This window comes from Streptomyces sp. NBC_00247, assembly GCF_036188265.1.
Lineage (GTDB): Bacteria > Actinomycetota > Actinomycetes > Streptomycetales > Streptomycetaceae > Streptomyces.
The window spans coordinates 5,258,555-5,284,001 of record NZ_CP108093.1; the positions used below are offsets into that span (position 1 = coordinate 5,258,555).

The following is a 25,447-nucleotide window of genomic DNA, read 5'->3' on the forward strand; positions in this document are numbered from 1 at the left end:
CCGGAGTCCGCACGGTTTCCCGGTCGGACGGCCCTGACGTTCAGACCGCCGGCACCCCCGGGGCGCCCGGCGCGTCCGGGGCGCCGGTGCCCGTCGTGACGGCGGTGGCCGTCGCGGCGGCGTCCCTGCGGCGTACGGCGTCCTCGTCGGTGGCGGAGTCGTACCGGAGCAGTTTGGGGAGCGTCGCCGTCAGCAGGGCCACCGAGGCGACGCAGGCCACCCCGCCCGTCCAGACCGCGGAGCGGGTGCCGGTCCAGCCCGCCATCGCACCCGCCCGGACCTGGCCCAGCTGCGGCCCGACGCTGTAGGAGAGCACCTCGATACCGGCCAGCCGGCCCCGCAGTTCCTCCGGGATGGTCTGGTTCCAGATGGCAGAACGGCCCAGTCCGCTCAGCATGTCGCCCGCACCCGCGACGCCCAGGCAGACCAGCACCGGCCAGACGCTCCCGAAGAGCCCCGCCCCCGCGATGGCCAGCCCCCAGGCGGCGGCCCCGAACACCACGAAGAGACCGTGCCGCCGCACCCGGGAGGTCCAGCCGCTGGTCAGCCCCAGCACCAGGGAGCCCACCGACCCGGCGGCGTACATCAGTCCCAGCGACCACGGGGCGTCCAGGTCGTCCGCGAGGAACGGGAAGACCGCGTTCGGGAACGCGAAGAACATCGCCGCCATGTCGATCGCGTACGTCCCCAGCAGCACCGGCCGGCTCCACGCGTACGCCGCGCCCTGGGCGATCCCGCGCAGCGACGGCTTGACCGCGTCGCGGGCGGGCGGCGCGGGGGTGAGCCGCAGGCACAGGACGACCGAGACGGCGAAGGTGACGACGGTGACCGCGTACGCGGTGGCGTGCCCGGCGTAGGCGACGACCAGGCCCGCCAGGGCCGGACCGGCGATGGCGCCCACCTGCCAGCGCAGGGCGTTCAGCGCGGCGGCGGCCGGCAGGTGCTCGTGCGGCACGATCCGCGCCAGCAGCGAGTCGAGCGCGGGCCGCTGGAGCCCCGCGAGCGCGGACACGCCCCCGGCGACGACGTACAGCGGCCAGAGCAGCGGGTCCGGCAGCAGGGCGTTGACCAGCAGGATCACGGCCAGCACACCGAGTCCGGCCTCCGTGGCGAGGATGACCTTGCGGCGGTCCTCGGCGTCCGCGAGCGCCCCGCCGTACAGCCCGAAGACCACCATCGGCACGAGCTCCACCGCGCCCATCGCCCCGACCGCCAGCGGGGATCCGGTCAGCTCCTTGATCTGGAGCGGCAGCGCGATCAGCGCCATGAAACTGCCGAAGAACGTGATCAGCCCCTGGCCCCAGAGCAGCCGGAAATCGGCGGAGGCGTGCCAGGGAGCGAGGTCGGGGAGGGCGGCGCGGAGGATGCGGCGGGTACGGGAAGCGCGGCGGGGGCGCGGGACGTTCACGAGAGATCATGGTCCGGGCGCCCGGGGGTGCGGCGCAACCCCGTCTCGGCCCTGAATACCCGCTCGACCAGCGAAGATGTCGACGCGTTGGAGCGCCCCGCAGGGGGTGCGGAAGCAGAACCGGTCCGCTACCAGCGGGCCGGTGGAGGAGCGGTGAGCCGGTCGGCCAGCCGCGAGAGCCGGTCCCGGAAGGAGCGCCGCCCGTGCGCGGCCGGCCGGCCGGTCTCCCCGGCCGCCGCGCTCACCAGATGCTGCACGGTGTCCAGGTCCACGTCGTCCTCCTCGGTCACCACCAGCGCCTCGTGGCCGACCCCCCGCACCTCGGGATCGCCGCCGCCCAGCGTGAGCACGGTCGCCCCCGAGCGCCGGGCGTCCCACACCCGCTCCAGCAGCCCGCCGTCCGGCCGCTCCGGTGCCACCAGCAGCAGCGTCTCGCCCCGCCCGGCCGCCTCGATCCGCCCCAGCCCCACGGCCAGATGCGCCGGATCGGCCGGCCGCACCCGGTGACGTACCAGCGTGGGGGTCAGCTCGGGCAGCCCCGACCAGGTCGCCTCGTCGACCAGGTGCGCCGCCATGTGCCAGGGCTCGTACGACTCCGTCCCGACCAGCAGTAGCCCGCCGCCCTGCGGGACGACGGACGAACGAAGGGCCCCGGCGAACCGGTGGGCCGCGCCCGGCCACTCGGTCCCGGCGAGCACCTCACGCAACAGCGCCACGCGCACGGCATCCATGGCCCGGCATCATGCAGGAGCCCGGGGCCGTCGCGCAGCCGGACACGGAAGGTGCACCCGTACGGGACGACCCCGCCACGGTCCGGGGTATCCGGCCGCCCTCCCGGTACCCCCCAGTAGTGTCGGGACCATGACTACCCACGACAGTGCCGGTGCGCCCAAGGCGCCCGCCAAGGACCCCTGGGACCTGCCCGACGTCTCCGGACTCACCGTCGGCGTGCTCGGCGGCACCGGGCCGCAAGGCCGCGGACTCGCCTACCGACTCGCCCGCGCCGGGCAGCGCGTGACCATCGGCTCCCGCGACGCCGCCCGCGCCGCCGAAGCCGCCGCCGAACTCGGACTCGGCATCGAGGGCGCCGACAACGCCGCGTGCGCGCTCCGCAGCGACATCGTGATCGTCGCCGTGCCGTGGGAGGGCCACGCCAAGACGCTGGAATCGCTGCGCACGGAGCTCGCCGGCAAGCTCGTCGTCGACTGCGTCAACCCGCTCGGCTTCGACAAGAAGGGCGCCTACGCCCTCAAGCCGGAGGAGGGCAGCGCCGCCGAACAGGCCGCAGCCCTGCTGCCGGACTCCCGGGTCACCGCCGCCTTCCACCACCTCTCGGCGGTGCTGCTCCAGGACGCCGCCGTCGACGAGATCGACACCGACGTGATGGTGCTGGGCGAGGCCCGCGCCGACACCGACATCGTGCAGGCCCTCGCCGGCCGGATCGCCGGCATGCGCGGCGTCTTCGCCGGACGGCTGCGCAACGCCCACCAGGTCGAATCGCTCGTCGCCAACCTGATCTCGGTCAACCGCCGGTACAAGGCACACGCGGGACTGCGCGCCACCGACGTGTGATCCGTAGCGGACGCCCCGCGCCCGGGGGCGTACCCGCGGCGGAACGGATCGGGGCATGAGGGACACTGGACGGGACCGCGCGCCACCCCGGACAGGAGCCTCCCCCATGCCCCGCATCGCCCTCTACTCCCTCGTCGTCTGCGTCCTCGCCGTCGTCGCGGCGGTGGTCTCCTTCGCCCAGGGCAGCCTGCTGGGCATCCTCTGGGTGCTGGTGGCGGGGCTCTCGTCCAACATGGCCTGGTACTACGTGCGCCGTCACCGCCTGACCACCGGCGGCTGACCGCGACGGACGGCCCGGGACCGGGACGCGAATCGCGGGGTCAGTACACCTCAAGCGTGCTGCGAAAGCCCCGTCCGTCCGGCGACGCCCGGCACGCACGCTCGCCGCGCTGCCGGGATCGCCCCGACACATCTGTCAGAGACGGCCTAAGGGCCAAGGCCGTGAAGTTAAGACGTGGGCGTTGGCGTCAAGATCTTGATGTTGAGGGTGGCTGTGTGGGTGTGCCGGTCGACTCTGAGGCTTTTGTATGCGTATCGGGATAGGGGTCGTTTCACCGCTCGGGGGCTGACGCGGAGGCGGCGGGCGGGCATGAGCTGGTCCAGGACGGCTCGGCCGATCGTTCCGACGAGGTCGATCGCGGTGTCGGCGATGATGCCTGCGGCTCGGACGATCTGATCGCGGGCGCATCGTAGTGCGACGCTGAAACTTCCCCGGTCGGGGTCGGCTCCGGGTGTGGTCCCGGTGGCGTCGGCGATCGCGATCCGCAGGGCCTGGTAGGCGCTCAGGAGGGCGTAGACCTCCTGGGAGATGCCTGCACAGGTCTGGGAGCGCAGGACTCGTCGGCCCAGCATCGACTTCTTGATCGCGAAGTAGGCAGACTCCACTTCCCATCGCTCGTGATAGAGGCTGACCAGGTCGGATGCCGGGTATCGGTGGTGGTCGAGGAGGCTGGTGGCCATTCGGTAGAGGCCGGTCGTGCGGCCCTGGCTGGTGATGATGGTGATCTCGCATTCGATGATGCGGACTTCGAGGCCGCCGAAGCGGGAGAGGTGGGAGCCGTCCTCGAAACGCTCCAGGACCGGAGGTCTGCGGGCGGCCGAGATACGGGCCAGGAAGGCGGCCTCGGTGCCGGCGACGGCGGTCAGGAACGGATTGCCGGAGAAGCCCCGGTCGAGAAGGACGATCATTCCCGCGTGCAGGGAACGGGTCAGTCGTGTGCCGTAGACGGTTTCGCCGCTGGTGCGGGGGCCGAAGGCGGCGTCCAGGACCGCGCGGGTGCCGCAGGCCACCAGCGCGGTCAGGCAGATCTGCGGGTAGCCGGAGGTCCCGTACTGGTTGGTGATCCCGCCCAGACGGGCCCGGTGCAGCGGGCTGTCGGGGACGTCGAGGCAGGTACCGTCGATCGCGACGGTCAGCAGGCCCTTGAAATGGGCGCCGGCGGTACGGATCGCCGTGGCCGGCCCGCGCAACAGGTCGAACAGGGCCTGCATGGGACGCGCCCCCAGGCGTGTCCGGGCGTGCCAGAGCGCCGTGCCGGTCACGTTCGCGACCGGTATCGCCTCCAGTGAGGCAGTGAGCTTGCGCCAGACCGCCAGGTAGCCGCAGTCGTCGAAAAGGGCCGCGGCCAGCAGCAGGTAGACCACCACCCGGGCAGGGATCTTCCGCAGCCGCTGCTGGACCGCACCTGTTTCGGCAAGGGCCGCGTCGACCATCTCGAACGGGACGATCCGGGTGAGTTCCCCCAGATGCCCGGGAGCGAACAGGCCCTTGGCTACCGTGATTTCACTCGTGATGACACACTGATCGGACAGCGGAGCCTCCGGTGCTGTGAACGGCTGTCTTGGTCGACTGCCAGTTCTACCGGGGCTCCGCTTCTCACGTCCCGGATCGCACCAGATCAACCCACACGCCAACCCGTCCCCCGAGCCGTAACTTCACGGCCTTGGCCTAAGGGCTGTCCCGCCAGAGCCGTGCAGCGGGGGTCCTGCTGATCGGTGAACTCCCGCCAGAAGCGGTAGAGGTCCTGCCCGCAGTACGTCTCGAAGTCGCTGACCCCCAGCCCCCGCAGCAGTGCGTCGACGGCGTCGAAGAACACGCCGTTCACCTCCGGCACCCACAGCAGCGCGAACACCGCGATCAGCCCGAACGGTGCGAAGGGCTCCACCTGGCGCCGCACCCGGTACGACAGCCAGGGCTCGATCACCCCGTACCCGTCCAGCCCCGGCACCGGTACGAAGTTCAGGATCGCGGCCGTGATCTGGAGCATCGCCAGGAACGCCAGCGCGAACCGGAACCCGAGCGGCACCCCGTCGAGGCCGCCCAGCCAGAACGGCGCCGTGCAGACGACGGCGAACGCGACGTTCGTCAGCGGGCCCGCCGCCGAGATCAGGCTGTGCTTCCAGCGGCCCCGGATGCGGCCCCGCTCGATGTACACGGCACCGCCGGGCAGCCCGATGCCCCCCATGATCACGAAGAGCACCGGCAGCACGATGCTGAGCAGCGCGTGCGTGTACTTCAACGGGTTGAGCGTCAGATAGCCCTTCGCCCCGATCGAGATGTCCCCGCTGTGCAGCGCGGTCCGGGCGTGCGCGTACTCGTGGAGGCAGAGCGAGACGATCCAGGCACCGGTGACGAAGAGGAAGACGGCGAACCCGGTCTGCTCGGCGAACCCCGTCCACACGGCCGCGCCGGCGGCGGCCGTGACGGCGGCGATCCCGAGGAAGACCGGGCTGACGCGCCGGTCGTTGCGGCTGATCCCAGTGGTCATGCGACGAGAGTAGGCGCACCCGCCCCGCGGCCTCCGGCCCGCCCGGCATTTCTCCCTCGGCCCTTGGCGGCGCGCCTTCGGGTGGCGCGTCTTCGGGCGGCGCCTCTTCTCCTGCACCCGTTCGGGCATGGTGAAGGTCGCGGTCAGCCCCGCGTCGTCCGCGCAGCCCAACTCGCGGGCGAGCGAGAGGGAGACGGCGTGCAGGACGTCGAGGTTCTCCTCGCGGATGGTCCCGTCACTGCCCGCAGGGAGGCTGCGGTTGTACAACTCGCCTTCGACCAGCCAAGGTTCACCGTGAGACGTGGTGAAGCTTGGCTGGTGCAGTTCATGAAGAGGACGGCCGACTGCGGGCGGGACAGGGCCATGGCGCCCATCCGGTACCGGGTGAACTGCGGGGCCGCAGAGGCAGGGAGCTCGTCGGGGAGCGAGAAGGCGACCGAGGTCGGTCGCGCGGCGCCCGCCGGTCCGTGGACACGGCGGACGAAGGAGTCGTTCCCACCCGAGGCGCGGCCGGTGACGAGTGCCTCGGCGGTGTCCCGTATGCCGTGCGAGGACCCCTGGACGTCCAGCTTCCGGGCCCCGACGAGGTCCAGCAGCGCGCGTTCCGCGTCATCCGGGAGATTGAGCCCGCAGAAGGTGGCGGGGGCGGTGGCTTCCTTCGTACTGTCCTTCGCGTCACAGTCTCCGAGGGGGGCCATCAGCAGACCGGCCGCCACCGCGACTCCGTATGCCGCCGCCGACGCATGTCCTTGTGCACTTGCTCATTCTCCGGTCTGGGGAAGTTCCGCCCAGCCCATGAGTGAAGCCTCCCCCGTACGAAGATTCCATCGCGGAACTCTTTTGCGGGGGCGAGGCGGACAGTTGCACCTGTGCGCGCGAGTCCGACATGTCGCGCCTATGGTGCGGGGGAAGGGAGTGCTTCCCGGTCGGCCGTGAGGGTCCGGCTGGTGGAGGATCCGACGCCGGTGACCCCGGAGCGTGATCGCGCGGGCGCGGAGGGTCATGCGACGGCTCGCGAGCTATCGGAATATATCGGGTGGCTGTGCGATCTCCGATCTCCTTCACGGACAATGGCCCCGTGCGCTATTGCATCCTCGGTACGACCCAGGCACTTCGCGACGACGGCACGGCCGTCGCCCTCGGCGGGGCACGGCTGCGCGCCCTGCTCACGGTCCTCGCCCTGAGTCCCGGCCGGGCGGTCCCGGTGGCGGTGCTCGTGGACGAGGTCTGGGACGGCGAACCGCCCGCCGACGCGCCGGGCGCGGTCCAGGCGCTCGTGGGCCGGCTGCGCCGGGCGCTCGGCCGGGACGCCATCGCCTCCGACGAGAACGGCTACCGCCTCGCCGCCGAACCCGAAGCCGTGGACCTGCGCCGGTTCGAGCGGCTTACGGGGGAGGGGAGCCGGGCACTGGAGGCCGGTGACGGCGCGAAGGCGCTCGACGCCCTCGACGCCGCCCTCGCCCTGTGGCACGGCCCGGCCTTCGCCGACCTGCCGGACCGCGCTGCCGTCACCGCCCGCTGGGAGGCCCGGCGGCTCGCGGCCCGGCGCGCCCGGGGGAGCGCGTACCTCGCGCTCGGCCGCGCCGAGGAGGCGCTGCCCGAACTGGTCGCCCTCTGCGCCGACCACCCGCTCGACGAGCCGCTCCAGGCACTCCGCATCCGCGCCCTGCACCGAGCCGGCCGCACCGCGCAGGCCCTCGCCGCGTACGAGGAGGTGCGCACCCTGCTCGCCGCCCGCCTCGGTACCGACCCCGGAGCCGAACTGCGCTCGCTGCACACCGAGTTGCTGCACCACGACAGCGCTCCGCCGGTCCGCCCGGGGCCGACGCCAGGACGCCCGGACCGACCCGGCGACCGGCCCGCGGCCCCGGCCCGTCCGCTCGGGCCCGACGCCCGGACGCCCGCGAGCGGCGTCCCGGAGGCCCGTACCCCGTCCGGCCGGACCGCCGCCCCGGTGGCCCTGGCGCCGCTGCGCGCGCCCTCCGGCAACCTCCGGGCCCGGCTCACCAGTTTCGTCGGCCGCGAGGCGGACATCGCCGCGCTGCGGGAGGACCTCGGCCGGTCCCGGCTGGTGACGCTCCTCGGCCCCGGAGGGGCGGGCAAGACCCGGCTCTCCCAGGAGGCCGCCGAGACCATCGCCGACGCCTGGCCCGACGGTGTCTGGATGGCCGAACTCGCCCCCGTGGACAGCCCCGAGGCCGTGCCCGAGGCGGTGCTCTCCGCGCTCGACGCCCGGGAGACCGTGCTGCGCGGCGCCGGAGCCGAGGAGATGCGCGTCGCCGAGGGAGGCACCGCGAGCCCTCTCGTCCGCCTCACCGAGCACTGCGCGCGCCGCCGGATGCTCCTGCTGCTGGACAACTGCGAGCACGTGGTCGGTGCCGCCGCCGCGCTCGCCGACCACCTCCTCGCCCGCTGCCCCGACGTCACCGTTCTCGCGACGAGCCGCGAACCCCTGGGCGTGCCGGGCGAGTTCGTCCGCCCGGTCGAACCGCTGCCGGACCCCACGGCGCTCCGCCTCTTCGAGGAGCGCGGTCATGCCGCCCGGCCCGGCTTCCGCAGCGACGCCGACCCGGCGACGGCCGCGGCCAGTGCCGAGATCTGCCGCCGCCTCGACGGACTGCCCCTCGCCATCGAACTCGCCGCCGCACGGCTGCGGATGCTCAGCCCCCGGCAGATCGCCGACCGGCTCGACGACCGTTTCCGGCTGCTCTCCAGCGGCAGCCGGACCCTGCTGCCGCGCCAGCAGACCCTGCGGGCCGTGGTCGACTGGTCCTGGGATCTGCTGGACGCCGCCGAACGCGCGGTCCTGCGGCGGATGTCGGTCTTCGCGGGCGGCTGCTCCCTCGCGGCGGCCGAGGCCGTCTGCTCCCTGAGCGTGGGCGACTTCCCCGGCGCGTACGCCGGGATCACCGGGGACGAGGAGGCGGTGGACGTCCGCGACGTCGCCGTGCTCCTCGGCTCACTCGTCGACAAGTCCCTCGTCGTCGCCGAGGAGTCGGGCGACGGCGAGATGCGCTACCGGCTGCTGGAGACCGTGGGGGAGTACGCCTCCGAGCGCCTGGACGAGGCGGGCGAGCGAGCTGCCGTCGACCGGTGTCACCTGGTGTACTACCGCGAGCTGGCGCGTGCCGGAGGCCCCCGGCTGCGCGGCCCCGGGCAGCGGGCCGCCCTGGAGCTGTTCCGGCGCGAGTACGAGAACCTGCGCACCGCCTTCCGTCACGCGGCGGCGTTGGAGGACGAGCACGAGTGCCTCTGCATCATCCTGTCCATGGGCCCGTACTGGATGCTGCGCGACCTGCGTGACGAGGCCCGCCAGTGGGCCGACACGGCGGCGGCGCTTGGCCCCGACCCCTTCGCCCCGCCGGGGGTGCCCGCGCCCCCGCTGCACGAGCGGAGCACGGACAAGCCGCCGCCCATGGAGCCCGACCAGCTCATGGAGGCGCGACGCGGGGTGCGGCTCATCCAGATCGCCAACATGGACCACGAGATGGATCTGTGGATGACCGAGGAGAGCATGGAGCGCCTCAGGATCATCGCCCGCACCTACCGGCCCGGCCAGCCGCAGACCTGCCGTTCGCCCGGATCGCTCTGGGTCTTCGCCGTCATCCTCACCGGCGAGAGGAACGAGCTGTACGAGGTGATGGACGAGACCGTGCGCACCTGCCGGCAGTACGGCTACGAATGGGAGTTGGGGTCGGCGCTCCAGATGCGGGCCAACCTGCTCGCCAACCAGGCCGATTCGACCCAGGACGCCCGGGTGGACGCGGACGAGAGCCTGGAGATCTTCACCCGGCTGCAGGACGCCTGGGGTTCCGCCGAGGCACTGGCCTCGCGCGGCGAGGCCAACGAGCAGGCGGGCAAGTACCAGGAGGCCGCCGAGGACTACCTCGCCGCCATGGAGTACGCCGAACAGCTCGGTGCGCAGTCGCAGGTCGCCGTGTTGCGCGCCCGGTACGCGAACATCCTCGCCGAGACGGACCGGACCGAGGAGGCGGAGGCCATCCTCCGCGACGTCATCGGCATGGACCGGACGAGCTCCGGCCACGAGGCGACGCCCTTCGCCCGGATGCATCTGGGCATGCTGCTCGGCCGTACCGGGCGGATCACCGAGGCGCGTGCCCAGATGGAGCTGCTGGCGGCGGAGTTCAACGGGCAGACGCTGGCCATCTTCGAGGGCTTCGTGATGGGTGTGGTGGCCTGGCTCGACAACGAGGAGGGGCTGTACGCGCAGGCTCTGGGCCATGCGATCAAGGCGGTGGAGCGGGCCAACGACCGGCTGGCGCAGATGGTCGCACCCCAGATGACCTCCATCCACCTCGTGACGGCGGCCTGGGCGCTCGCGGGGCTCGGCGCCGAGGACAGCGCCCGGGACGCCGCCCGACTGCTCGGCACGCAGGCCGCCCGTCTCTCCCCCCTGCACGTGCCCACCACGGTGGAGCGGCAGAACCTGGTCAAGGCCGGTACGGCGGCGCGCGCGGTGATCGGGGACGCTGCCTACGAGGCGGCCTACGCGGAGGGGGGTCGCCTCTCGCTGGAAGAGGCCACCGCCCTGGCGGTCGCCCACAATCGCTGAAGGCCGTCCCGCCGGAGGGGACGGCGAGGCCTCGGAGCGACACGCCCGTCCCGGCCAGGTCCGCAGGGGGCCAAGGGCCAGGTGCTTGCCTGTTCCCCCCGATCCGACCGGAAGGGCGGCAGAGATGGGCGTTCACGAGATCGGTCCACGCATGGTGGGCGAGAGGCTGATGTACAACCGGGCGGTCCGGGTCGAATCTCCCCGGAGCTGGCTCTTCGTCTCCGGGCACGAGGCCCGCGACGACGACGGCGCCATCGCCTGCGCGGGGGACATGGCCGGGCAGATGAGGCTCACCCTGCGACGGCTCGGGCAGACCGTCGCCGAAGCGGGGATGACGATGGCGGACGTCGTGCAGATGCGCGTCTTCACCACCGACCTGGCCGGCTGCAAGGCCCACTACACGGTCCTCATGGACGAACTCGCCGCGGTCAGCTGCCGTCCGGCCAGCCTTCTGGCAGAGGTCAGCGCCCTGTCCGACCCCGACATGCTCATCGAGATCGAGGCCGTCGCGGTGTGCTGAGCCGTCCCGCCGCACCTCCTGCGAGGGCCTGTTCGCACGCAGGAGCGCAAGGCCGGTACGTACGGGCCGAGTTCGGAGCCCGGTCCGGCGTGCGTGCAGCCGCGACCGGACCCGCGGGTTTCTCCGTCCGCCCGACTCCGGGGCGGACGGAGAAACGCGCGGGCCGGGCCGTCAGCCGGCCTTGCGGAACTTGGCGACGGCCAGCGGAGCCATCACGACGGTGATGATGCCGGCCCAGGCGAGGGTCACCCACACCGAGTGGGCGATCGGGCCGCCCATCATCAGACCGCGCGCCGCGTCGGCGAGGTTCGACAGCGGGTTGTACTCGGTGAACGTCTGGAGCCAGCCCGGCATCGTCTGGGTCGGCGCGAAGATGGAGGATCCGAACTGCAGGGGCATCAGCACCAGCATTCCCGTCGCCTGGACCGCTTGGGCCGTCTTCATGGCCAGCCCGAGCAGGATGAAGATCCACATGATGGCGGCGCCGAACACCGCCGAGAGCGCGACGGCTTCGAGCAGACCGAGGAACGAGGTCTGGATCTCCATGCCGAGCGCGAAGCCCATCGCCAGCAGGATGATGGTGGCGACCATCATCCGGCCCAGCTCCACCACGATCTTCGCGATCAGCACCGAGGACCGGGCGATCGGCATCGTGCGGAACCGGTCCATGACGCCCTTGCGGAAGTCGTCGTTGACCCCGGTGCCCACGGCGGAGGCGATGTTCATCCCCATCATGGCCATCAGGCCGGGGATCAGGTAGTTGAGGTACTCCTCCCGCCCGCCGCCGAGCGAGCCGCCGACCGAGCCGCCGAAGACGTACGTGAACAGCAGCGTGAAGATGACCGGCATCAGGAGCGCGTCGAACATCGACTCGGGGTCTTTTTTGATCTGGAGCAGGTTGCGCCGGGTCAGCGCCCCGATGTGGCGCAGGTTGGCGCGCAGCCCGATCTTCCCCTCGCCGCTCACGGGCCGGACCGGCGCCTGGCCGGTGGGGGACTTCGTCAGCGTCGTCGTACTCATGCGGCGACCTCCTCGTCGGTCGGAACGGCGGCGGAAGAGGTCTTGCCGCCGGTGATGGCGAGGAAGACCTCGTCCAGGCTGGGCAGGGCGGTGGCGACGTGCGCGAGCGAGAAGCCGCGCGTTCCCAGCAGGCCGATGACGGCCGTCAGCTGCTGGTCACTCAGGATCGGTACGTACAGCAGGCCCTCGTCCGGGACCGCCTGCGCGCCGGAGATCCCGTCGAGCCCCGTCTCGTGCAGGGCGCGCGTCATCGCGGGCAGGTCGGCCGGGTCGGACGGGCGGATCTGGAGGGTGCGGCCGCCGACCTTCGCCTTCAGCTCGTCGACGCCGCCGCGCGCGATGATGCGGCCCTTGTCGATCACCGTCAGCTCACTGGCGAGCTGCTCGGCCTCCTCCATGTACTGCGTGGTGAGCAGCACGGTCGCCCCCTCGGCGACCATCCGCTGCACCTCGTCCCAGACCTCGTTGCGGGTACGCGGGTCGAGGCCCGTCGTCGGCTCGTCCAAGTAGAGGACCGCGGGGCGGCCGATCATGGAAGCGGCCAGGTCGAGCCGGCGGCGCATACCGCCGGAGTAGTCCATCGCGGGGCGCCGGGCCGCCTCGGTGAGGGAGAACCGCTCCAGCAGCTCGTCGGCGCGGCTGCGGGCCTCCTTGCGGGGCAGGTCGAGGAGCCGGCCGATCATGTAGAGGTTCTCCCAGCCGGAGAGCTTCTCGTCGACGGAGGCGTACTGGCCGGTCAGGCCGATGGTGCGGCGCAGCTGCCTGGGCTGCTTGACCACGTCGTAGCCGGCGACGATCGCGTGGCCCGCGTCGGGCACGATGAGCGTGGAGAGGGCGCGTACCAGCGTCGTCTTGCCCGCGCCGTTCGGGCCGAGAACACCGAGCACGGTGCCCTCGCGCACGTCGAGGTCGACACCGTCCAGTGCCTTGGTGGTGCCGTAGTGCTTCACCAGCCCCCGTACTTCGATGGCGATTCCGCGCCCGGGGTTCATGTCGTTTCGCGTCATGTCCACCATGGGACCAGACGCGGCCGACAGTTCACCGATATATCGCCTACAGGCGAGCGCCAATCCGCCGACAGGCATGCGTCAGCCCGCCGATGGGGGATGTCGGCGGGCTGACGGTGGTGCCGGAGGTGGCTGTGTGACCGGCGTGGCGGGTGGGACCCGCAGAGCCGGGGGTGGGCTTGGGCGGAGGCCGCCCGCGCCGTCAGTGGAAGGTGTGCTCGGGCGCCGGGAACGTACCGCCGACGACCTCGCCCGCGAACTCCTTCGCCGCGTCGCCCATGACCCGGCGCAGGTCCGCGTACTGCTTGGTGAAGCGCGGCACCTTGCCGCCCGTCAGTCCCACCATGTCGGTGTAGACGAGCACTTGGGCGTCCGTGTCCGGACCGGCGCCGATCCCGACGGTCGGGATGTGCAGGGTGCGGGTGATCTCGGCGGCCAGTTCGGCCGGCACCAGTTCCAGGACGACCGCGAACGCCCCCGCGTCCTGTACGGCCTTGGCGTCCCGCAGCAGCTGGTGCGCGCCCTCCTCGCCGCGCCCCTGCACCCGGTACCCCATGGCGTTGACCGACTGCGGGGTGAGGCCGATGTGGGCCATGACCGGGATGCCGGACTCGACCAGCAGCCGGATCTGGTCGAGGCTGCGCTCGCCGCCCTCCAGCTTCACGGCGCCGACCCCGGCCTCCTTGACCAGCCGGGTGGCGCTGCGGAGCGCCTGGACGGGTCCCTCCTGGTACGAACCGAAGGGCAGGTCGCCGACGACCAGGGCGCGCTTGGTGCCCCGTACGACGGCGGCCGACAGCATGGTGATCTCGTCCATCGTGACGGGCACGGTGGTCTCGTAGCCGAGGTGGCAGTTCCCCATGGAGTCGCCGACGAGCAGGACCGGGATGCCGGCCTCGTCGAAGACGGACGCGGTCATCGCGTCGTAGGCGGTCAGCATGGGCCACTTCTCCCCGCGCGCGGTGGCGGCGGCGATGTCGTGGACGGTGATGCGGCGGGTGCTCTTGCCCCCGTACAGCGCTTTGCCGCTGTCGGAGGGGGAGTGCCCGGTGGGGGCAGACTGATTCTGCGCAGCGTTGAGCGACATGGCCAACGGCTCCTTCGTCATCTCGAGGCACCCTGACGGCGTCCCCGGATCCCTTCCATGGTGGCATCCCCCGGCGGTGCGCGGGAAGTGGGCCCCCGGATCGCCTTCCGCCGGATCGCCGGGCGGGGCGGGGGAGGCGGACGGGCGGAGGGCCGAAAAAGGTAAAGAGTTTACAATACGAGACGGTCTCGTATCGAAATGCCGCTACGCTCTTCACCATGTCCATACCGTCCGGCGCGCCCGTCGCCGTGTCCCGTGTCCCGGAGGCGGTCCACCGCCGCCGTTGGGCCATTCTCGCCGTGCTCATGTTCAGCCTGCTCATCGTGGTGCTGGACAACTCGATCCTGAACGTCGCGGTCAAGACGATCGCCAGTCCCGCGCCGGACGGCATCGGTGCCACCCAGAGCGAGCTGGAGTGGGCGATCAACTCCTACACGCTCGTCTTCGCCGGTCTGCTCTTCACGGCGGGGCTCCTCGGCGACCGCCTCGGCCGCAAGCGGGTGCTGCTCTTCGGCATCTCCGTCTTCGTCGTGGGCTCCGCGCTCGCCGCCTTCTCCGACTCGCCCGGCCAGCTCATCTCCTGGCGTGCGGTGATGGGCCTCGGCGCCGCCTTCGTGATGCCGGCCACCCTCGCCATCCTGATGAACGTCTTCGAGCCCGCCGAGCAGCCCAAGGCCATCGGCATCTGGGCCGGCGGCGTCGGCCTGGGCATCGCCATCGGCCCGATCACCGGCGGCCTCCTGCTGGAGCACTTCTGGTGGGGCTCGATCTTCCTCGTCAACGTGCCCGTGGGCCTCGTCGCCCTGGTCGCGATGGTGATCCTCGTACCGGACTCGCGCGACCCGAAGCCCGGCCGGCTCGACCCGGTGGGCGTCGTCCTCTCCGTCGTGGGCCTCGTCCTGCTCGTCTACGGCATCATCCGGGGCGGCGAACTCGCCGACTTCACCGACCTCACCGTGCTCGCCCCGGTCCTCGGCGGCGTGGTCGTCCTGATCGCCTTCGTCCTGTACGAGAAGCGCGTCCAGCACCCCGCGCTCGACGTCTCCCACTTCAAGAAGCCGGCGTTCTCCGCCGCCGTCACCGCCATCGCGCTGGTCTTCTTCGCGCTGATGGGCGTCACCTTCTTCTCCGCCTTCTACCTCCAGAGCGTGCGCGGCTACACCGCGCTCCAGTCCGGACTGCTGGTCCTGCCGCTCGCCGCCGCGCAGATGATCTTCTCGCCGCGCGCCCGGATCGTCGTCCAGCGCTTCGGCGTCCGCGCGGTCTGCACCGTCGGTCTGATCCTGGTCGCCGCGGGGCTCGCCGCCTTCGCGACCTTCGACGCCGGCACGCCCGTCTGGGTGCTGTGCGTGGTCTTCTTCGTCCAGGGCGCCGGAATGGCGCACATCATGCCGCCCGTCACCGTCGCCATCATGCAGGCGCTGCCCCGCGAGAAGGCCGGTGCCGGCTCCGCCATCAACAACACCTTCCGCCAGGTCGGCGGGGCGCTCGGCATCGCGGTGCTCGGCTCGGTGCTCTCCACCGCCTACCGGGGCGACATCGAGGGGCACCTCTCGGCCGTTCCGGCCGGAGCCCGGGACGTCGCCGGAGAGTCGATCGAGGCCACGCTCGGCGTCGCCGCGAAGCTCGGCCCGGCCGGCGAGCCGCTCGCCGCGGCGGCCTCCGACGCCTTCATCGGCGCCATGCACGTCGCCGCGCTCGGCTCGGCCGCCGTCGCGCTGGCCGGCGCCGTGGTCGTCGCGCTCTTCCTGCCCGGCAAGTCCGCCGCCGGGCCCCCGCCGCAGGCCCCCGAGCGGCCCGCACCCGTCCCTGCCGAACAGGGCCGAAAGGCCTGACCTTCGCGAACCGGCCCGGACCCCCACCGGCGCAAGCCCCGGGGTCCGGGCCCTCGCGCACCCGCGGGCGACCGTGGCCGTGCCGAGCCCGGCGGGAAGGCTGGGTTCCTGTCGGCGAGAATTGACGCAGCGGTCCACGGGCGAGGAGAGGCGGAAACAGGTGCGGCATCAGCGGTACGGGCAGGGCCTGGAGCAGAGCCCTGAGCAAGGCCCCGGACAAGGCACCGAGCAGGCCCCGTCGCCGGAACCGGAGCACGCGCGGGCGCCCGAGCACGACCGGGGCCCGGGCCGCCCCCGCAGCGCCGCCGCCGAACGGGCCATCCTGGACGCCGTCATCTCCCTCCTGGAGGCCGGCGAACCGCTCGCCGGACTCTCCATCGAACGCATCGCCCGTACCGCCAAGGTCGGCAAGGCCACCATCTACCGCCGCTGGGACGGCAAGGAAGAACTCTTCCTCGACGTGCTGCGCGACATGGAACAGCCGGACCCCGTCGTCTCCGGCACCGCCGGGCTCGCCGATCTGCGCGTGCTCATGGAGTCCCAGCGCACCCGAGGGCTCGCGCAGCGCTCCTCGGTCCTGCTGCACAACGTGTTCGCCCAGATGAAGAGCCACCCCAGGCTCTGGACCGAGTACCAGGACACCGTCATCGCGCCGCGCCGGGCCGCGATGGTCGAGGCGGTCCGCCGGGCCGTCGACGCGGGCGAACTGCGGGACGACCTCGACGTGGAACTGATGGACGACCTGTTCATCGGCGCGATGCTCGTGCGGACCCTGCACCGCCGCGACGCGCCGCTGCCCGACGACCTGGTCGACCGGGTCATGGACGCCCTGATGCAGGGCCTCGGCCCGACGCCGGGAGCCGCCGCGGCGCCGGGTGCGGCGGACGCGGCCGGACGAACGAACGCGCCCGGACGGTCCGACGCGCCCGGACCGTCCGGCGGCTGACCTTCGCGGCCGCGCCGCACGGTGCCCCGGTCCGGCCGGTGCGACGCTGGACGCGCCGGACCGGACCAGCCGGAAATGAGGGGTCGGTCACAGGCCCGGACGGCTCGGCACAAAGCGGAACCCATGGCCCCGTTCCGGGCGTCCTCCACTCCGTGCCGCCGACAGGGACGGAGGGAAAACGCCCGCCGATCCCCTAGGGTCGGGGGCGCGGCGACATGCAGGGCAACGCAGTGAGGAAGCACGATGGTGCAGGCGTACGGAGCGGACACCGGCAACGACAACGCGGAGCCGCCGCGCGCCGGCTCCCGCCTGCGGAGCGGGCTGGCCCGCCTGAAGGCGGACCGGGGTATCTGGCGGCGCGGAATCCTGCTCGCGCTCTGCTCGGTCCTGGTGACGCTGGTGATGGTGTTCCACGCGGAGATCCCCAACCGGCTCGGTAACCTCGGCAGCCTCACCGAGACCTTCCTGCCGTGGATCGGTGTCGTGCTCCCCGTCCTGCTGCTCCTCGGTCTCGTACGGCGCTCCGCCACCGCGCTCGTCGCCCTGCTGCTGCCCCTGGTGGTGTGGCTCAATCTCTTCGGCGGTCTGCTGCTCGACGACAAGTCCGGCCCCGGCGGCGACCTCACCGTCGCCACGCACAACGTGAACGCCGACAACCCCGACCCCGCCGGCACCGCCCAGCAGGTCGCGGGCTCCGGCGCTGACGTGGTGGCCCTCCAGGAACTCCCGAGCAGCCAGGTCGCCGCGTACGAGAAGGCGCTCGACGCGCCCTACCCGTACCACTCGGTCCAGGGCACCGTCGGCCTCTGGAGCAAGTACCCGCTCAGCGACACCAAGCCCGTGGACATCAAGATGGGCTGGGTCCGGGCCATGCGCTCCACCGTCACCGCCCCCGGCGGCAGGGTCGCCGTCTACGTCGCCCACCTGCCGTCCGTCCGCGTCAAACTGCACGCCGGGTTCACCGCCAACCAGCGCGACAACAGCGCCGACGCCCTCGGCGAGGCCATCTCCGACGAGCCGCTGAGCCGGGTCGTCCTGCTCGGCGACCTCAACGGCACCATGAACGACCGCGCCCTGAAGGCCGTCACCTCGCAGATGCGGTCCACCCAGGGCGCCGCGGGCGACGGCTTCGGCTTCAGCTGGCCCGCCGCGTTCCCGATGGCCCGGATCGACCAGATCATGGTCAGGGGCGTGGAGCCGATGTCCTCGTGGACGCTCGCCGCGACCGACAGCGACCACCTGCCGATCGCCGCCCGCGTCCAACTCTGACCGCGCCCGGCACGCTGCCGCTCTGACGCCGCCCGGCGCGCCCGCGCTCCCCGGGCCCGGCCTGGCCGGCTCAGGTCGCCTTGCCGCCCCCCCTCCACCGCCCCTTCGCCGACCCCGCCCTCCACCGCCCTCGTCGACCCCGCCGACGCCCGGCCTCGTCGACCTGCCCGGCAGCGGCCGCGGCAGCCTCGCGGACGCGCGGACCGAACCCCGCCGAAACGACCCGTTCACCTCCAGGAACGGATCATCTGCCACACTTTGTTCAGGCTGATGACCTGAGCATGCCCGGCAGAGCCGCCGGAGTGCCGCGGGTCCGTCTCTTCGACTTCCTTCCCACCCTCTCCCCGCACGGTCCGCGCGCACGTCCACGCGGCCGAGCGCTCCGCCACGTCCCCCGACGGTCACCCGTCCGCCCGGGACGCACGCGCGCGCCCTCCTGCTGAAAGGTTCCTTCCCCATGCCTCTGGCCTTGCTCGCCCTGGCTGTGAGCGCCTTCGGCATAGGCACCACCGAGTTCGTGATGATGGGGCTGCTGCCCAATGTCGCGGACGACCTGGGTACATCGGTGCCCACCGCCGGTTACCTCGTCTCCGCCTATGCGATCGGCGTCGTACTCGGCGCCCCGCTGCTCACCGCTCTCGGCTCCCGCGTTCCCCGCAAGCGGATGCTCCTGCTGCTGATGGCGCTCTTCGTCGTCGGCAACGCCGCCTCGGCCCTCGCCCCCGGCTTCGGCTGGCTCGTCGCGGGCCGCCTGATCGCGGGTCTGCCGCACGGCGCGTTCTTCGGCGTCGGCGCGGTCGTCGCCGCCCGCCTGGTCCCCGAGGGCCGTCAGGCGCGGGCCGTCGCACGGATGTTCCTCGGCCTGACCGTGGCCAACATCGTGGGCGTACCGGCCGCGACCCTGCTCGGCCAGCACCTCGGCTGGCGGGCGACCTTCCTCGTGGTGGCCGTGATCGGGCTGGTCGCCCTGGCCGCCCTGTCCCGGCTGATCCCGCGGATTCCCGTCGCCGAGCACCAGGACGTACGCCACGAACTGCGCGCGCTCCGCGACCGCCAGGTGATCCTGGGCCTGCTCACCGCCGTCTTCGGCTTCGCGGGCGTGTTCGCCGTGTACTCGTACCTCTCGTCCATGACCACCGAGGCCATGGGCTTCGGAGAGTCCTCGGTCACCCTCGTGCTGGCCCTGTTCGGCATCGGCATGACCCTCGGCGCGCTCACCGCCGGACCGCTCACCGACCGTGCGCTGCGGCCGACGCTCTTCGGCGCGCTCGGCGCGCTCACCGTCGTCCTGCTGCGCTTCCCGCTCACGGTGCACGTGAAGTGGCTGGCGCTGGTGATGGTGGTCCTGCTCGGAGCGGTCGGCTTCATGACGACGACCCCGCTCCAGATGCTGGTGATGCGCAAGGCGAAGGACGCGCCCACGCTGGCCTCCGCCTCCAACCACTCGGCGTTCAACCTCGCCAACGCGGGCGGCGCCTGGCTCGGCGGCGCGGCCATCTCGGCGGGCTGGGGCTGGACCTCTCCCGCACCGGTCGGTGCGGCACTCGCCGTCGCCGGCCTCGCCATCGCGGTCACCGCGACCCTGCTGGACCGTGACCGCGTCACACCCTCGCGGGTCGTCGCGGGCGGGCCGGACGGAACCGCCGACGCCGGCGGCGGTGCGCCGGAAGCCCACGCGGCCGGCCGGCAGACCGTCCGGAGCGCGCCGGGGGAGTAGGCGAGGCGTCGCCTGGGCCGGGGCGCTGGGGTGGGGCGCGGGGTGGGGCGCCAGGACAACGCCCCGCCCCGGCTACGGAAGCTCTCCGCCGGGTGCCTCGCGCCACTGGTTGGTGACGGGCAGCCGCCGGTCCTTGCCGAACCCCTTCGGTGAGATCTTCGTGCCCGGCGGGTACTGCCGCCGCTTGTACTCGGCGGTGTCCACCAGCCGCAGCGTCCGCGTCACCAGCTCCTCGTCGAAACCCGCCGCGACGATCGCGTCCCGGCCCTGGTCCCGGTCGACGTACAGCTCCAGGATCCGGTCCAGCACCTCGTAGTCCGGCAGCGAGTCGGAGTCCACCTGCCCCGGCCGGAGCTCCGCGCTGGGCGGCTTGGTGATCGACGCCTCCGGGATCGGCGGGACCTGCCCGCGCTCCTCGGCGGCCCGGTTGCGCCACCTCGCCAGCCGGAAGACCGACGACTTGTACACGTCCTTGATCGGCCCGTACGCCCCGACCGTGTCCCCGTAGAGCGTCGAATAGCCCACCGCCAGCTCCGACTTGTTGCCCGGCGCGAGCACGATCCGCCCCTCCTGGTTGGAGATCGCCATCAGCGTGGTGCCGCGCAGCCGCGCCTGGAGGTTCTCCTCGGCGAGTCCGGTGAGCTCCAGCGACCCCATGTACGCGTCGAACATCGGCCCGATCGGCACGGTGCGGAAGTTCAGCCCCGTACGCCGGGCCAGCTCGGCCGCGTCTGCCCGGGAGTGGTCCGAGGAGTACGTGGACGGCATCGAGACGCCGTACACGTGCTCCGCACCCAGCGCGTCGCAGGCGAGGGCCGCGACGAGAGCCGAGTCGATGCCGCCGGAGAGCCCGACCAGCACACTGCTGAAACCGTTCTTCGCGGCGTACGCGCGCAGCCCCACGACCAGCGCGGAGTACAGCTCCTCGTCGTCGTCGAGCCGCTCGGCGTACCCGCCCGCCAACTCCGGGGCGTACGGCGGGAGCGGCTCCCCGGTGAGGACGACGTGGTCGATCCGCAGCCCGTCGTTCACCTCCCCGGACGGCGGCTCGGCCGCGGCGGCCGGGAGTTCGAGATCGAGGATCACACTGCCCTCGGCGAACTGCGGTGCGCGGGCGATCACTTCGCCCTCCGCGTCCACCACGATCGAGTCACCGTCGAAGACCAGCTCGTCCTGGCCGCCGATCATCGCCAGATACGCGGTGGTGCACCCGGCCTCCCGGGCCCGCCTGCGGACCAGTTCGAGACGGGTGTCGTCCTTGTCCCGCTCGTAGGGGGAGGCGTTGATCGACAGCAGCAGTCCCGCGCCCGCCGCGCGGGCCGCCGGCACACGCCCTCCGTCCTGCCACAGGTCCTCGCAGATGGCCAGCGCCACATCGATGCCGCGCACCCGCGCGACCGGCAGCGAATCGCCCGGGACGAAGTACCGGAACTCGTCGAACACCCCGTAGTTGGGGAGATGGTGCTTGGCGAAGTCCAGTGCGATCCGCCCTCGGTGCAGCACCGCCGCGGCGTTGCGCGGCGAACCCGCGGGCTGTCCGTACCGGGGAGCGGGGTGCTCGGAGCGACCGAGGTAACCGACGACCACCGGCAGTTCGCCGAAGCCCTCAGCGTCGAGCCGCGCCGCGAGCGCGCGCAGCGCCGCACGGGAGGCTTCGACGAAGGACGACCGCAGGGCAAGGTCCTCCACGGGATAGCCGGTCAGCACCATCTCGGGGAACGCGACGAGGTGGGCGCCCAGTTCGGCGGCGTGCCGTGTCCAGCGGACGATCGCCTCGGCGTTGCCGGTGAGATCACCGACCGTCGAGTCGATCTGGTTGAGGGCGAGGCGTAGTTGAGGCACCCCCGCAGTCTAATCGTCTTTCTGACGCGATGTCCGGGAGGGTGGTGATTCCGTTACCCCGGTGGCCTGTTGGCCTGTTGGCCTGTCGGCCTCTCGGCGGGGCGTGGGCGGTCGATGTGGGGCCGGTCAGCCCCGGGCGTACACCTGTCCCGCCCAGTCGGCGATCTGCTCCTCACCGAGGTGCTGCGCCAGGTCGGCCTCGCTGATCATGCCGATCAGCTTCTTGTTCTCGACCACCGGGAGCCGCCGGATGCGGTGTGCCTGCATCTCCTCCAGCACCTCGTCCACCCCGGCCCCCGAGTCGATCCAGCGCGGTGTCCCGTGGCAGAGGTCGCCCGCCGTCGTCGCCGCCGGGTCGTGGCCGCTCGCCACGCAGCCGACCACGATGTCCCGGTCGGTGATGATCCCGACCATCCGGTCCTCGGCGCCCTCCGCGGAGACGGGCAGTGAACCCACCCCGTGGTCGCGCATCATCTGGGCGGCCCGGTCGAGCGTCTCGTGTGCCGGAATCCAGGTGGCGCCGGGATGCATGATGTCCTTCGCCGTGGTCATGGGGTTCCTCCTGGGCTGATCCGTGCCTGAGCACACCCCCGTACGGCCCCGAGTCCATCCCCCATCGTCCCCGGGGGCACGCCCCGCCGCCGACCGAAATCACCCATTCGAGTGAGGGCGGAAAGCTCTGGGACGGGACACCCCGAGGATGCCGTCGCCCGCCCGAGGACCGGGGCGTACGGGCGGGCGACGAGGGCTCCACGGGCGGCTGCGGTGCTCAGGTACGGGGGCGCGCTCCCCGTTCGGCCAGCAGGTCCGCCATCAGGCCCATTTCGGACCGCTGGGCGTCCACCATGCCGCCCGCGAGCCGCCGCTCGGCCGGTACCGCGCACCGCTCGGCGCACGCGCGGGCCATGGCGATACCGCCCTTGTGGTGGTCGGTCATCAACTGGAGGAAGAGCACCTCCGCGTCCCGGCCCCGCGCCGCGCCGAGCCGCTTCAACTCCGCGGCCGTGGCCATGCCGGTCATCGTCGCACCGGCCCCGGACCGGGCCGGGCCGTGGCCCATGCCGTCCATGCCGTCCATGTGGTCCGCAGGGGCCGCGCCCTTCTCGGTACCCATCCACGCCATGGGCGCTCCCGCCGCGGCGATCTTCGGCAGCCCCCACAGGTCGAGCCAGCCGAGCAGCATCCCGCGCTGGTTGGACTGGGTGTGGGCGATGTCGTACGCGAGTCGGCGCACGTCCTGGTCGTGCGTACCGTCCCGCACCACGAAGGACATCTCCACCGCCTGCTCGTGGTGGACGGCCATGTCCTGCGCGAACCCGGCGTCCGCCGAGTCCACGGCCGGGAGCCCCTGTCCCGGACCGGAGCCCTGTCCGTACCCCCGTGCCTGCTCCCGGCCGTGCTCCGTACCGCCGGACCGGGCGGTCACGATCGCCGCCGTACCGCCTCCGACCAGCGCCGCGAGCACCAGCACCCCGGCCGCCACCCAGCGCGGGCGCGTCCCGCGCCCCGCACCGCCGGTCATCGGGGAACCGCCAGTCCGCCGGTGCACGGCGCGCCGGGCTCCGGGGTCTGCGGGCCCTGGACGTACGCGGCGAGGAACCTGCCCACCCGCTCGTCCCCGGGTCCCGTCACCGTGAGCTGCTTCCCCCACGCGCTGAGCATGATGGTGCCCGACTGGCCGGGGTAGGGACTGAGCAGCGTGTACGAGGTCGCCCTGACCCGGTTGGCCAGCGCGCGCACGGCGTTGGCGGACGCGCCGCCGTTGTAGGTGATCCACACCGCGCCGTGCTCCAGGGAGTGCACGGCGTTCACGTCGGCGAGCGGTGTTTTGTATACGTCGCCGTCGCAGTCCATCCAGGCCGGGTCGTGGTCCCCGCCCACCGGAGGCGTCATCGGGTAGTGGACCTCATGGGCCACGTGGTTGCGGGTGAGCTTGTTCGCGTCCCAGGACTTCTCGCCCTCGATCGCGGAGGCCGCCGCCGTACCGGCCGCCCGTGCGGGGTCGGCCCCGCCCGGCTTGGAGTCCGCCGCCGCGGCGGACACGAGACCGGCCCGCGAGGCCGGGCCGTCCAGCACCCCGGAGCCGCCGAACCCCACCAGACCTGCGACGACGGCCACGCCGACCGCTATGGCCAGGACCCTGCCGCGCCCCACGCGGCGCCGCTCGGGGAGCGGGGCCGGGGGCGTCTGGACCTGGGGAGGCTGGGGGGAAAGGCTCATGGGGTCGAGTCCTTCTGGGAGGAGTCGGGAGGGAGCGGACGAGTCGGAAGAACCCCTGTGCGGGAGTCGGTCGCGCATGCGTCCGTGCCCCAGCACATCGGGGCCGTCGATCGTAGTGGGTGGCCGCGTGCTCTCTCTCACACCGTGTGCGTAATCTGGGTGAAATCCCGGGTCGTGATACTGGAGTGACTCCCCTACCTCCGGCGGTGGTGCGCGGACCGTCTGAACTGCAAGGATGTGGCTATGGACAAGCAGCAGGAATTCGTCCTCAGGACGCTTGAGGAACGTGACATCCGGTTCGTACGACTGTGGTTCACCGATGTCCTCGGGTTCCTCAAGTCCGTCGCCGTGGCCCCGGCCGAGCTGGAACAGGCCTTCGACGAGGGCATCGGCTTCGACGGTTCGGCGATCGAGGGCTTCGCCCGCGTATACGAATCGGACATGATCGCCAAGCCGGACCCGGGCACCTTCCAGATCCTGCCCTGGCGCGCGGAGGCCCCCGGCACCGCCCGCATGTTCTGCGACATCCTGATGCCGGACGGATCGCCGTCCTTCGCGGACCCCCGCTTCGTCCTCAAGCGCATCCTCGCCAAGACGTCCGACCTCGGCTTCACCTTCTACACCCACCCCGAGATCGAGTTCTTCCTGCTGAAGGACAAGCCCGTCGACGGCACCCGGCCCACCCCGGCCGACAGCTCCGGCTACTTCGACCACACCCCGCAGAACGTCGGCATGGACTTCCGCCGCCAGGCGATCACCATGCTCGAATCGATGGGCATCTCCGTCGAGTTCAGCCACCACGAGGGCGCCCCCGGCCAGCAGGAGATCGACCTGCGGTACGCCGACGCGCTCTCCACGGCCGACAACATCATGACGTTCCGCCTGGTCATGAAGCAGGTCGCGCTGGAGCAGGGCGTACAGGCCACCTTCATGCCGAAGCCGTTCTCGGAGTACCCGGGCTCCGGCATGCACACCCACCTCTCCCTCTTCGAGGGCGACCGCAACGCCTTCTACGAGTCCGGCGCCGAGTACCAGCTCTCCAAGGTCGGCCGCTCCTTCATCGCCGGCCTGCTCCGCCACGCCGCCGAGATCTCCGCCGTCACCAACCAGTGGGTCAACTCCTACAAGCGCATCTGGGGCGGCTCCGCCCGCAGCGCCGGTGCCGGCGGCGAGGCTCCCTCGTACATCTGCTGGGGCCACAACAACCGCTCCGCGCTCATCCGGGTCCCGATGTACAAGCCCGGCAAGAACGGCTCGGCCCGCGTCGAGGTCCGCTCCATCGACTCCGGCGCCAACCCCTACCTCACCTACGCGGTCCTGCTCGCGGCGGGCCTCAAGGGCATCGAGGAGGGCTACGAACTCCCGGCCGGCGCCGACGACGACGTCTGGGCCCTCTCCGACTCCGAGCGCCGCGCGATGGGCATCGAGCCCCTCCCGCAGAACCTCGGCGAGGCCATCTCCCTGATGGAGAAGAGCGAACTCGTCGCGGAGACGCTGGGCGAGCACGTCTTCGACTTCTTCCTCCGCAACAAGAAGCGCGAGTGGGAGGAGTACCGCAGCGAGGTCACCGCGTTCGAGCGGAAGGCGCTGCTGCCGGTGCTGTAGGGGCTGGTCAGAGGTGTAGGCGGTACGACGCGGGCGGGGCGCCCCATTCAGCAAAGGC

The 25,447-nt window shown here is 72.1% G+C and carries 19 protein-coding genes and 1 pseudogene; 9 read left to right on the plus strand and 11 right to left on the minus strand.

What is annotated here, in order from left to right:
- Window positions 1–40: 40 nt before the first annotated feature.
- Together OHT52_RS22920 and OHT52_RS22925 are read right to left on the minus strand one after the other, a co-directional pair.
- Complete coding sequence (locus OHT52_RS22920) at window positions 41–1,408, minus strand: MFS transporter (protein WP_328722054.1); 1,368 nt, start codon at window positions 1,406–1,408, stop codon at window positions 41–43.
- Between the two features lie 128 nt (window positions 1,409–1,536).
- Complete coding sequence (locus tag OHT52_RS22925; protein ID WP_328722055.1) at window positions 1,537–2,139, minus strand: hypothetical protein; 603 nt, start codon at window positions 2,137–2,139, stop codon at window positions 1,537–1,539.
- A gap of 130 nt (window positions 2,140–2,269) precedes the next feature.
- On the opposite strand from OHT52_RS22925, the gene npdG reads away from it, so the two are divergent.
- Both npdG and OHT52_RS22935 read left to right on the plus strand, forming a co-directional pair.
- Complete coding sequence (gene npdG / locus OHT52_RS22930; protein ID WP_328722056.1) at window positions 2,270–2,980, plus strand: NADPH-dependent F420 reductase; 711 nt, start codon at window positions 2,270–2,272, stop codon at window positions 2,978–2,980.
- A 106-nt stretch (window positions 2,981–3,086) separates the two neighbouring features.
- Window positions 3,087–3,260, plus strand: a complete 174-nt coding sequence (locus OHT52_RS22935; protein WP_328722057.1) for a hypothetical protein — start codon at window positions 3,087–3,089, stop codon at window positions 3,258–3,260.
- Window positions 3,261–3,427: 167 nt separating this feature from the next.
- Here OHT52_RS22935 and OHT52_RS22940 read toward each other — a convergent pair whose 3' ends face one another.
- Together OHT52_RS22940 and OHT52_RS22945 are read right to left on the minus strand one after the other, a co-directional pair.
- The gene (locus tag OHT52_RS22940) at window positions 3,428–4,792 is read right to left on the minus strand and encodes an IS4 family transposase (RefSeq protein WP_328723591.1); all 1,365 of its coding nucleotides are present in this window, start codon (window positions 4,790–4,792) and stop codon (window positions 3,428–3,430) included.
- Window positions 4,793–4,953: 161 nt separating this feature from the next.
- Window positions 4,954–5,748: pseudogene (locus tag OHT52_RS22945) on the minus strand (site-2 protease family protein); the annotation flags it as partial.
- A 1,078-nt stretch (window positions 5,749–6,826) separates the two neighbouring features.
- Between OHT52_RS22945 and OHT52_RS22950 the strand changes: the two are divergent.
- Both OHT52_RS22950 and OHT52_RS22955 read left to right on the plus strand, forming a co-directional pair.
- A complete protein-coding gene (locus OHT52_RS22950; protein ID WP_328722058.1) occupies window positions 6,827–10,321 on the plus strand; it encodes an AfsR/SARP family transcriptional regulator in 3,495 nt (1,164 codons plus the stop codon).
- Window positions 10,322–10,445: 124 nt separating this feature from the next.
- Window positions 10,446–10,841, plus strand: coding sequence for a Rid family hydrolase (locus tag OHT52_RS22955; RefSeq protein WP_328722059.1), 396 nt, complete (start codon window positions 10,446–10,448; stop codon window positions 10,839–10,841).
- A gap of 171 nt (window positions 10,842–11,012) precedes the next feature.
- On the opposite strand, the gene OHT52_RS22960 is transcribed toward OHT52_RS22955, so the two are convergent.
- The 3 genes from OHT52_RS22960 to panB all read right to left on the minus strand — a co-directional run bounded on the left by OHT52_RS22960 (window position 11,013) and on the right by panB (window position 13,955).
- On the minus strand, window positions 11,013–11,861 hold the full coding sequence (locus OHT52_RS22960; protein WP_328722060.1) for an ABC transporter permease: 849 nt from the start codon (window positions 11,859–11,861) through the stop codon (window positions 11,013–11,015).
- Entirely contained in the window at window positions 11,858–12,877 is a 1,020-nt protein-coding gene (locus OHT52_RS22965) for an ATP-binding cassette domain-containing protein (protein ID WP_328722061.1), read from the minus strand. The genes OHT52_RS22960 and OHT52_RS22965 overlap by 4 nt, the downstream gene beginning before the upstream one ends.
- Window positions 12,878–13,070: 193 nt before the next feature.
- Entirely contained in the window at window positions 13,071–13,955 is an 885-nt protein-coding gene (gene panB, locus OHT52_RS22970) for a 3-methyl-2-oxobutanoate hydroxymethyltransferase (RefSeq protein ID WP_328722062.1), read from the minus strand.
- Window positions 13,956–14,173: 218 nt separating this feature from the next.
- Between panB and OHT52_RS22975 the strand changes: the two genes are divergently transcribed.
- The 4 genes from OHT52_RS22975 (at window position 14,174) to OHT52_RS22990 (ending at window position 19,722) form a co-directional block, all read left to right on the plus strand.
- Window positions 14,174–15,790, plus strand: coding sequence for an MFS transporter (locus OHT52_RS22975; protein ID WP_328722063.1), 1,617 nt, complete (start codon window positions 14,174–14,176; stop codon window positions 15,788–15,790).
- 160 nt (window positions 15,791–15,950) lie between these two features.
- Complete coding sequence (locus OHT52_RS22980) at window positions 15,951–16,736, plus strand: TetR/AcrR family transcriptional regulator (protein WP_328722064.1); 786 nt, start codon at window positions 15,951–15,953, stop codon at window positions 16,734–16,736.
- A 243-nt stretch (window positions 16,737–16,979) separates the two neighbouring features.
- Window positions 16,980–18,005, plus strand: coding sequence for an endonuclease/exonuclease/phosphatase family protein (locus OHT52_RS22985; protein WP_328722065.1), 1,026 nt, complete (start codon window positions 16,980–16,982; stop codon window positions 18,003–18,005).
- Window positions 18,006–18,462: 457 nt separating this feature from the next.
- On the plus strand, window positions 18,463–19,722 hold the full coding sequence (locus tag OHT52_RS22990) for an MFS transporter (protein WP_328722066.1): 1,260 nt from the start codon (window positions 18,463–18,465) through the stop codon (window positions 19,720–19,722).
- A 72-nt stretch (window positions 19,723–19,794) separates the two neighbouring features.
- Here the strand turns inward: OHT52_RS22990 and OHT52_RS22995 are convergent, their stop codons facing one another.
- The 4 genes from OHT52_RS22995 to OHT52_RS23010 form a co-directional block, all read right to left on the minus strand.
- The gene (locus OHT52_RS22995) at window positions 19,795–21,564 is read right to left on the minus strand and encodes an NAD+ synthase (protein ID WP_328722067.1); all 1,770 of its coding nucleotides are present in this window, start codon (window positions 21,562–21,564) and stop codon (window positions 19,795–19,797) included.
- Window positions 21,565–21,690: 126 nt separating this feature from the next.
- The gene (locus OHT52_RS23000) at window positions 21,691–22,116 is read right to left on the minus strand and encodes a CBS domain-containing protein (RefSeq protein ID WP_328722068.1); all 426 of its coding nucleotides are present in this window, start codon (window positions 22,114–22,116) and stop codon (window positions 21,691–21,693) included.
- A 217-nt stretch (window positions 22,117–22,333) separates the two neighbouring features.
- Entirely contained in the window at window positions 22,334–23,086 is a 753-nt protein-coding gene (locus OHT52_RS23005; RefSeq protein WP_328722069.1) for a DUF305 domain-containing protein, read from the minus strand.
- Window positions 23,083–23,784: a DUF3105 domain-containing protein gene (locus OHT52_RS23010; RefSeq protein WP_328722070.1), complete on the minus strand. Its 702-nt coding sequence runs from the start codon at window positions 23,782–23,784 to the stop codon at window positions 23,083–23,085. The genes OHT52_RS23005 and OHT52_RS23010 overlap by 4 nt, the downstream gene beginning before the upstream one ends.
- A gap of 243 nt (window positions 23,785–24,027) precedes the next feature.
- Between OHT52_RS23010 and glnA the strand changes: the two genes are divergently transcribed.
- Window positions 24,028–25,389: a type I glutamate--ammonia ligase gene (gene glnA, locus OHT52_RS23015; RefSeq protein WP_266703648.1), complete on the plus strand. Its 1,362-nt coding sequence runs from the start codon at window positions 24,028–24,030 to the stop codon at window positions 25,387–25,389.
- Window positions 25,390–25,447: the final 58 nt, after the last annotated feature.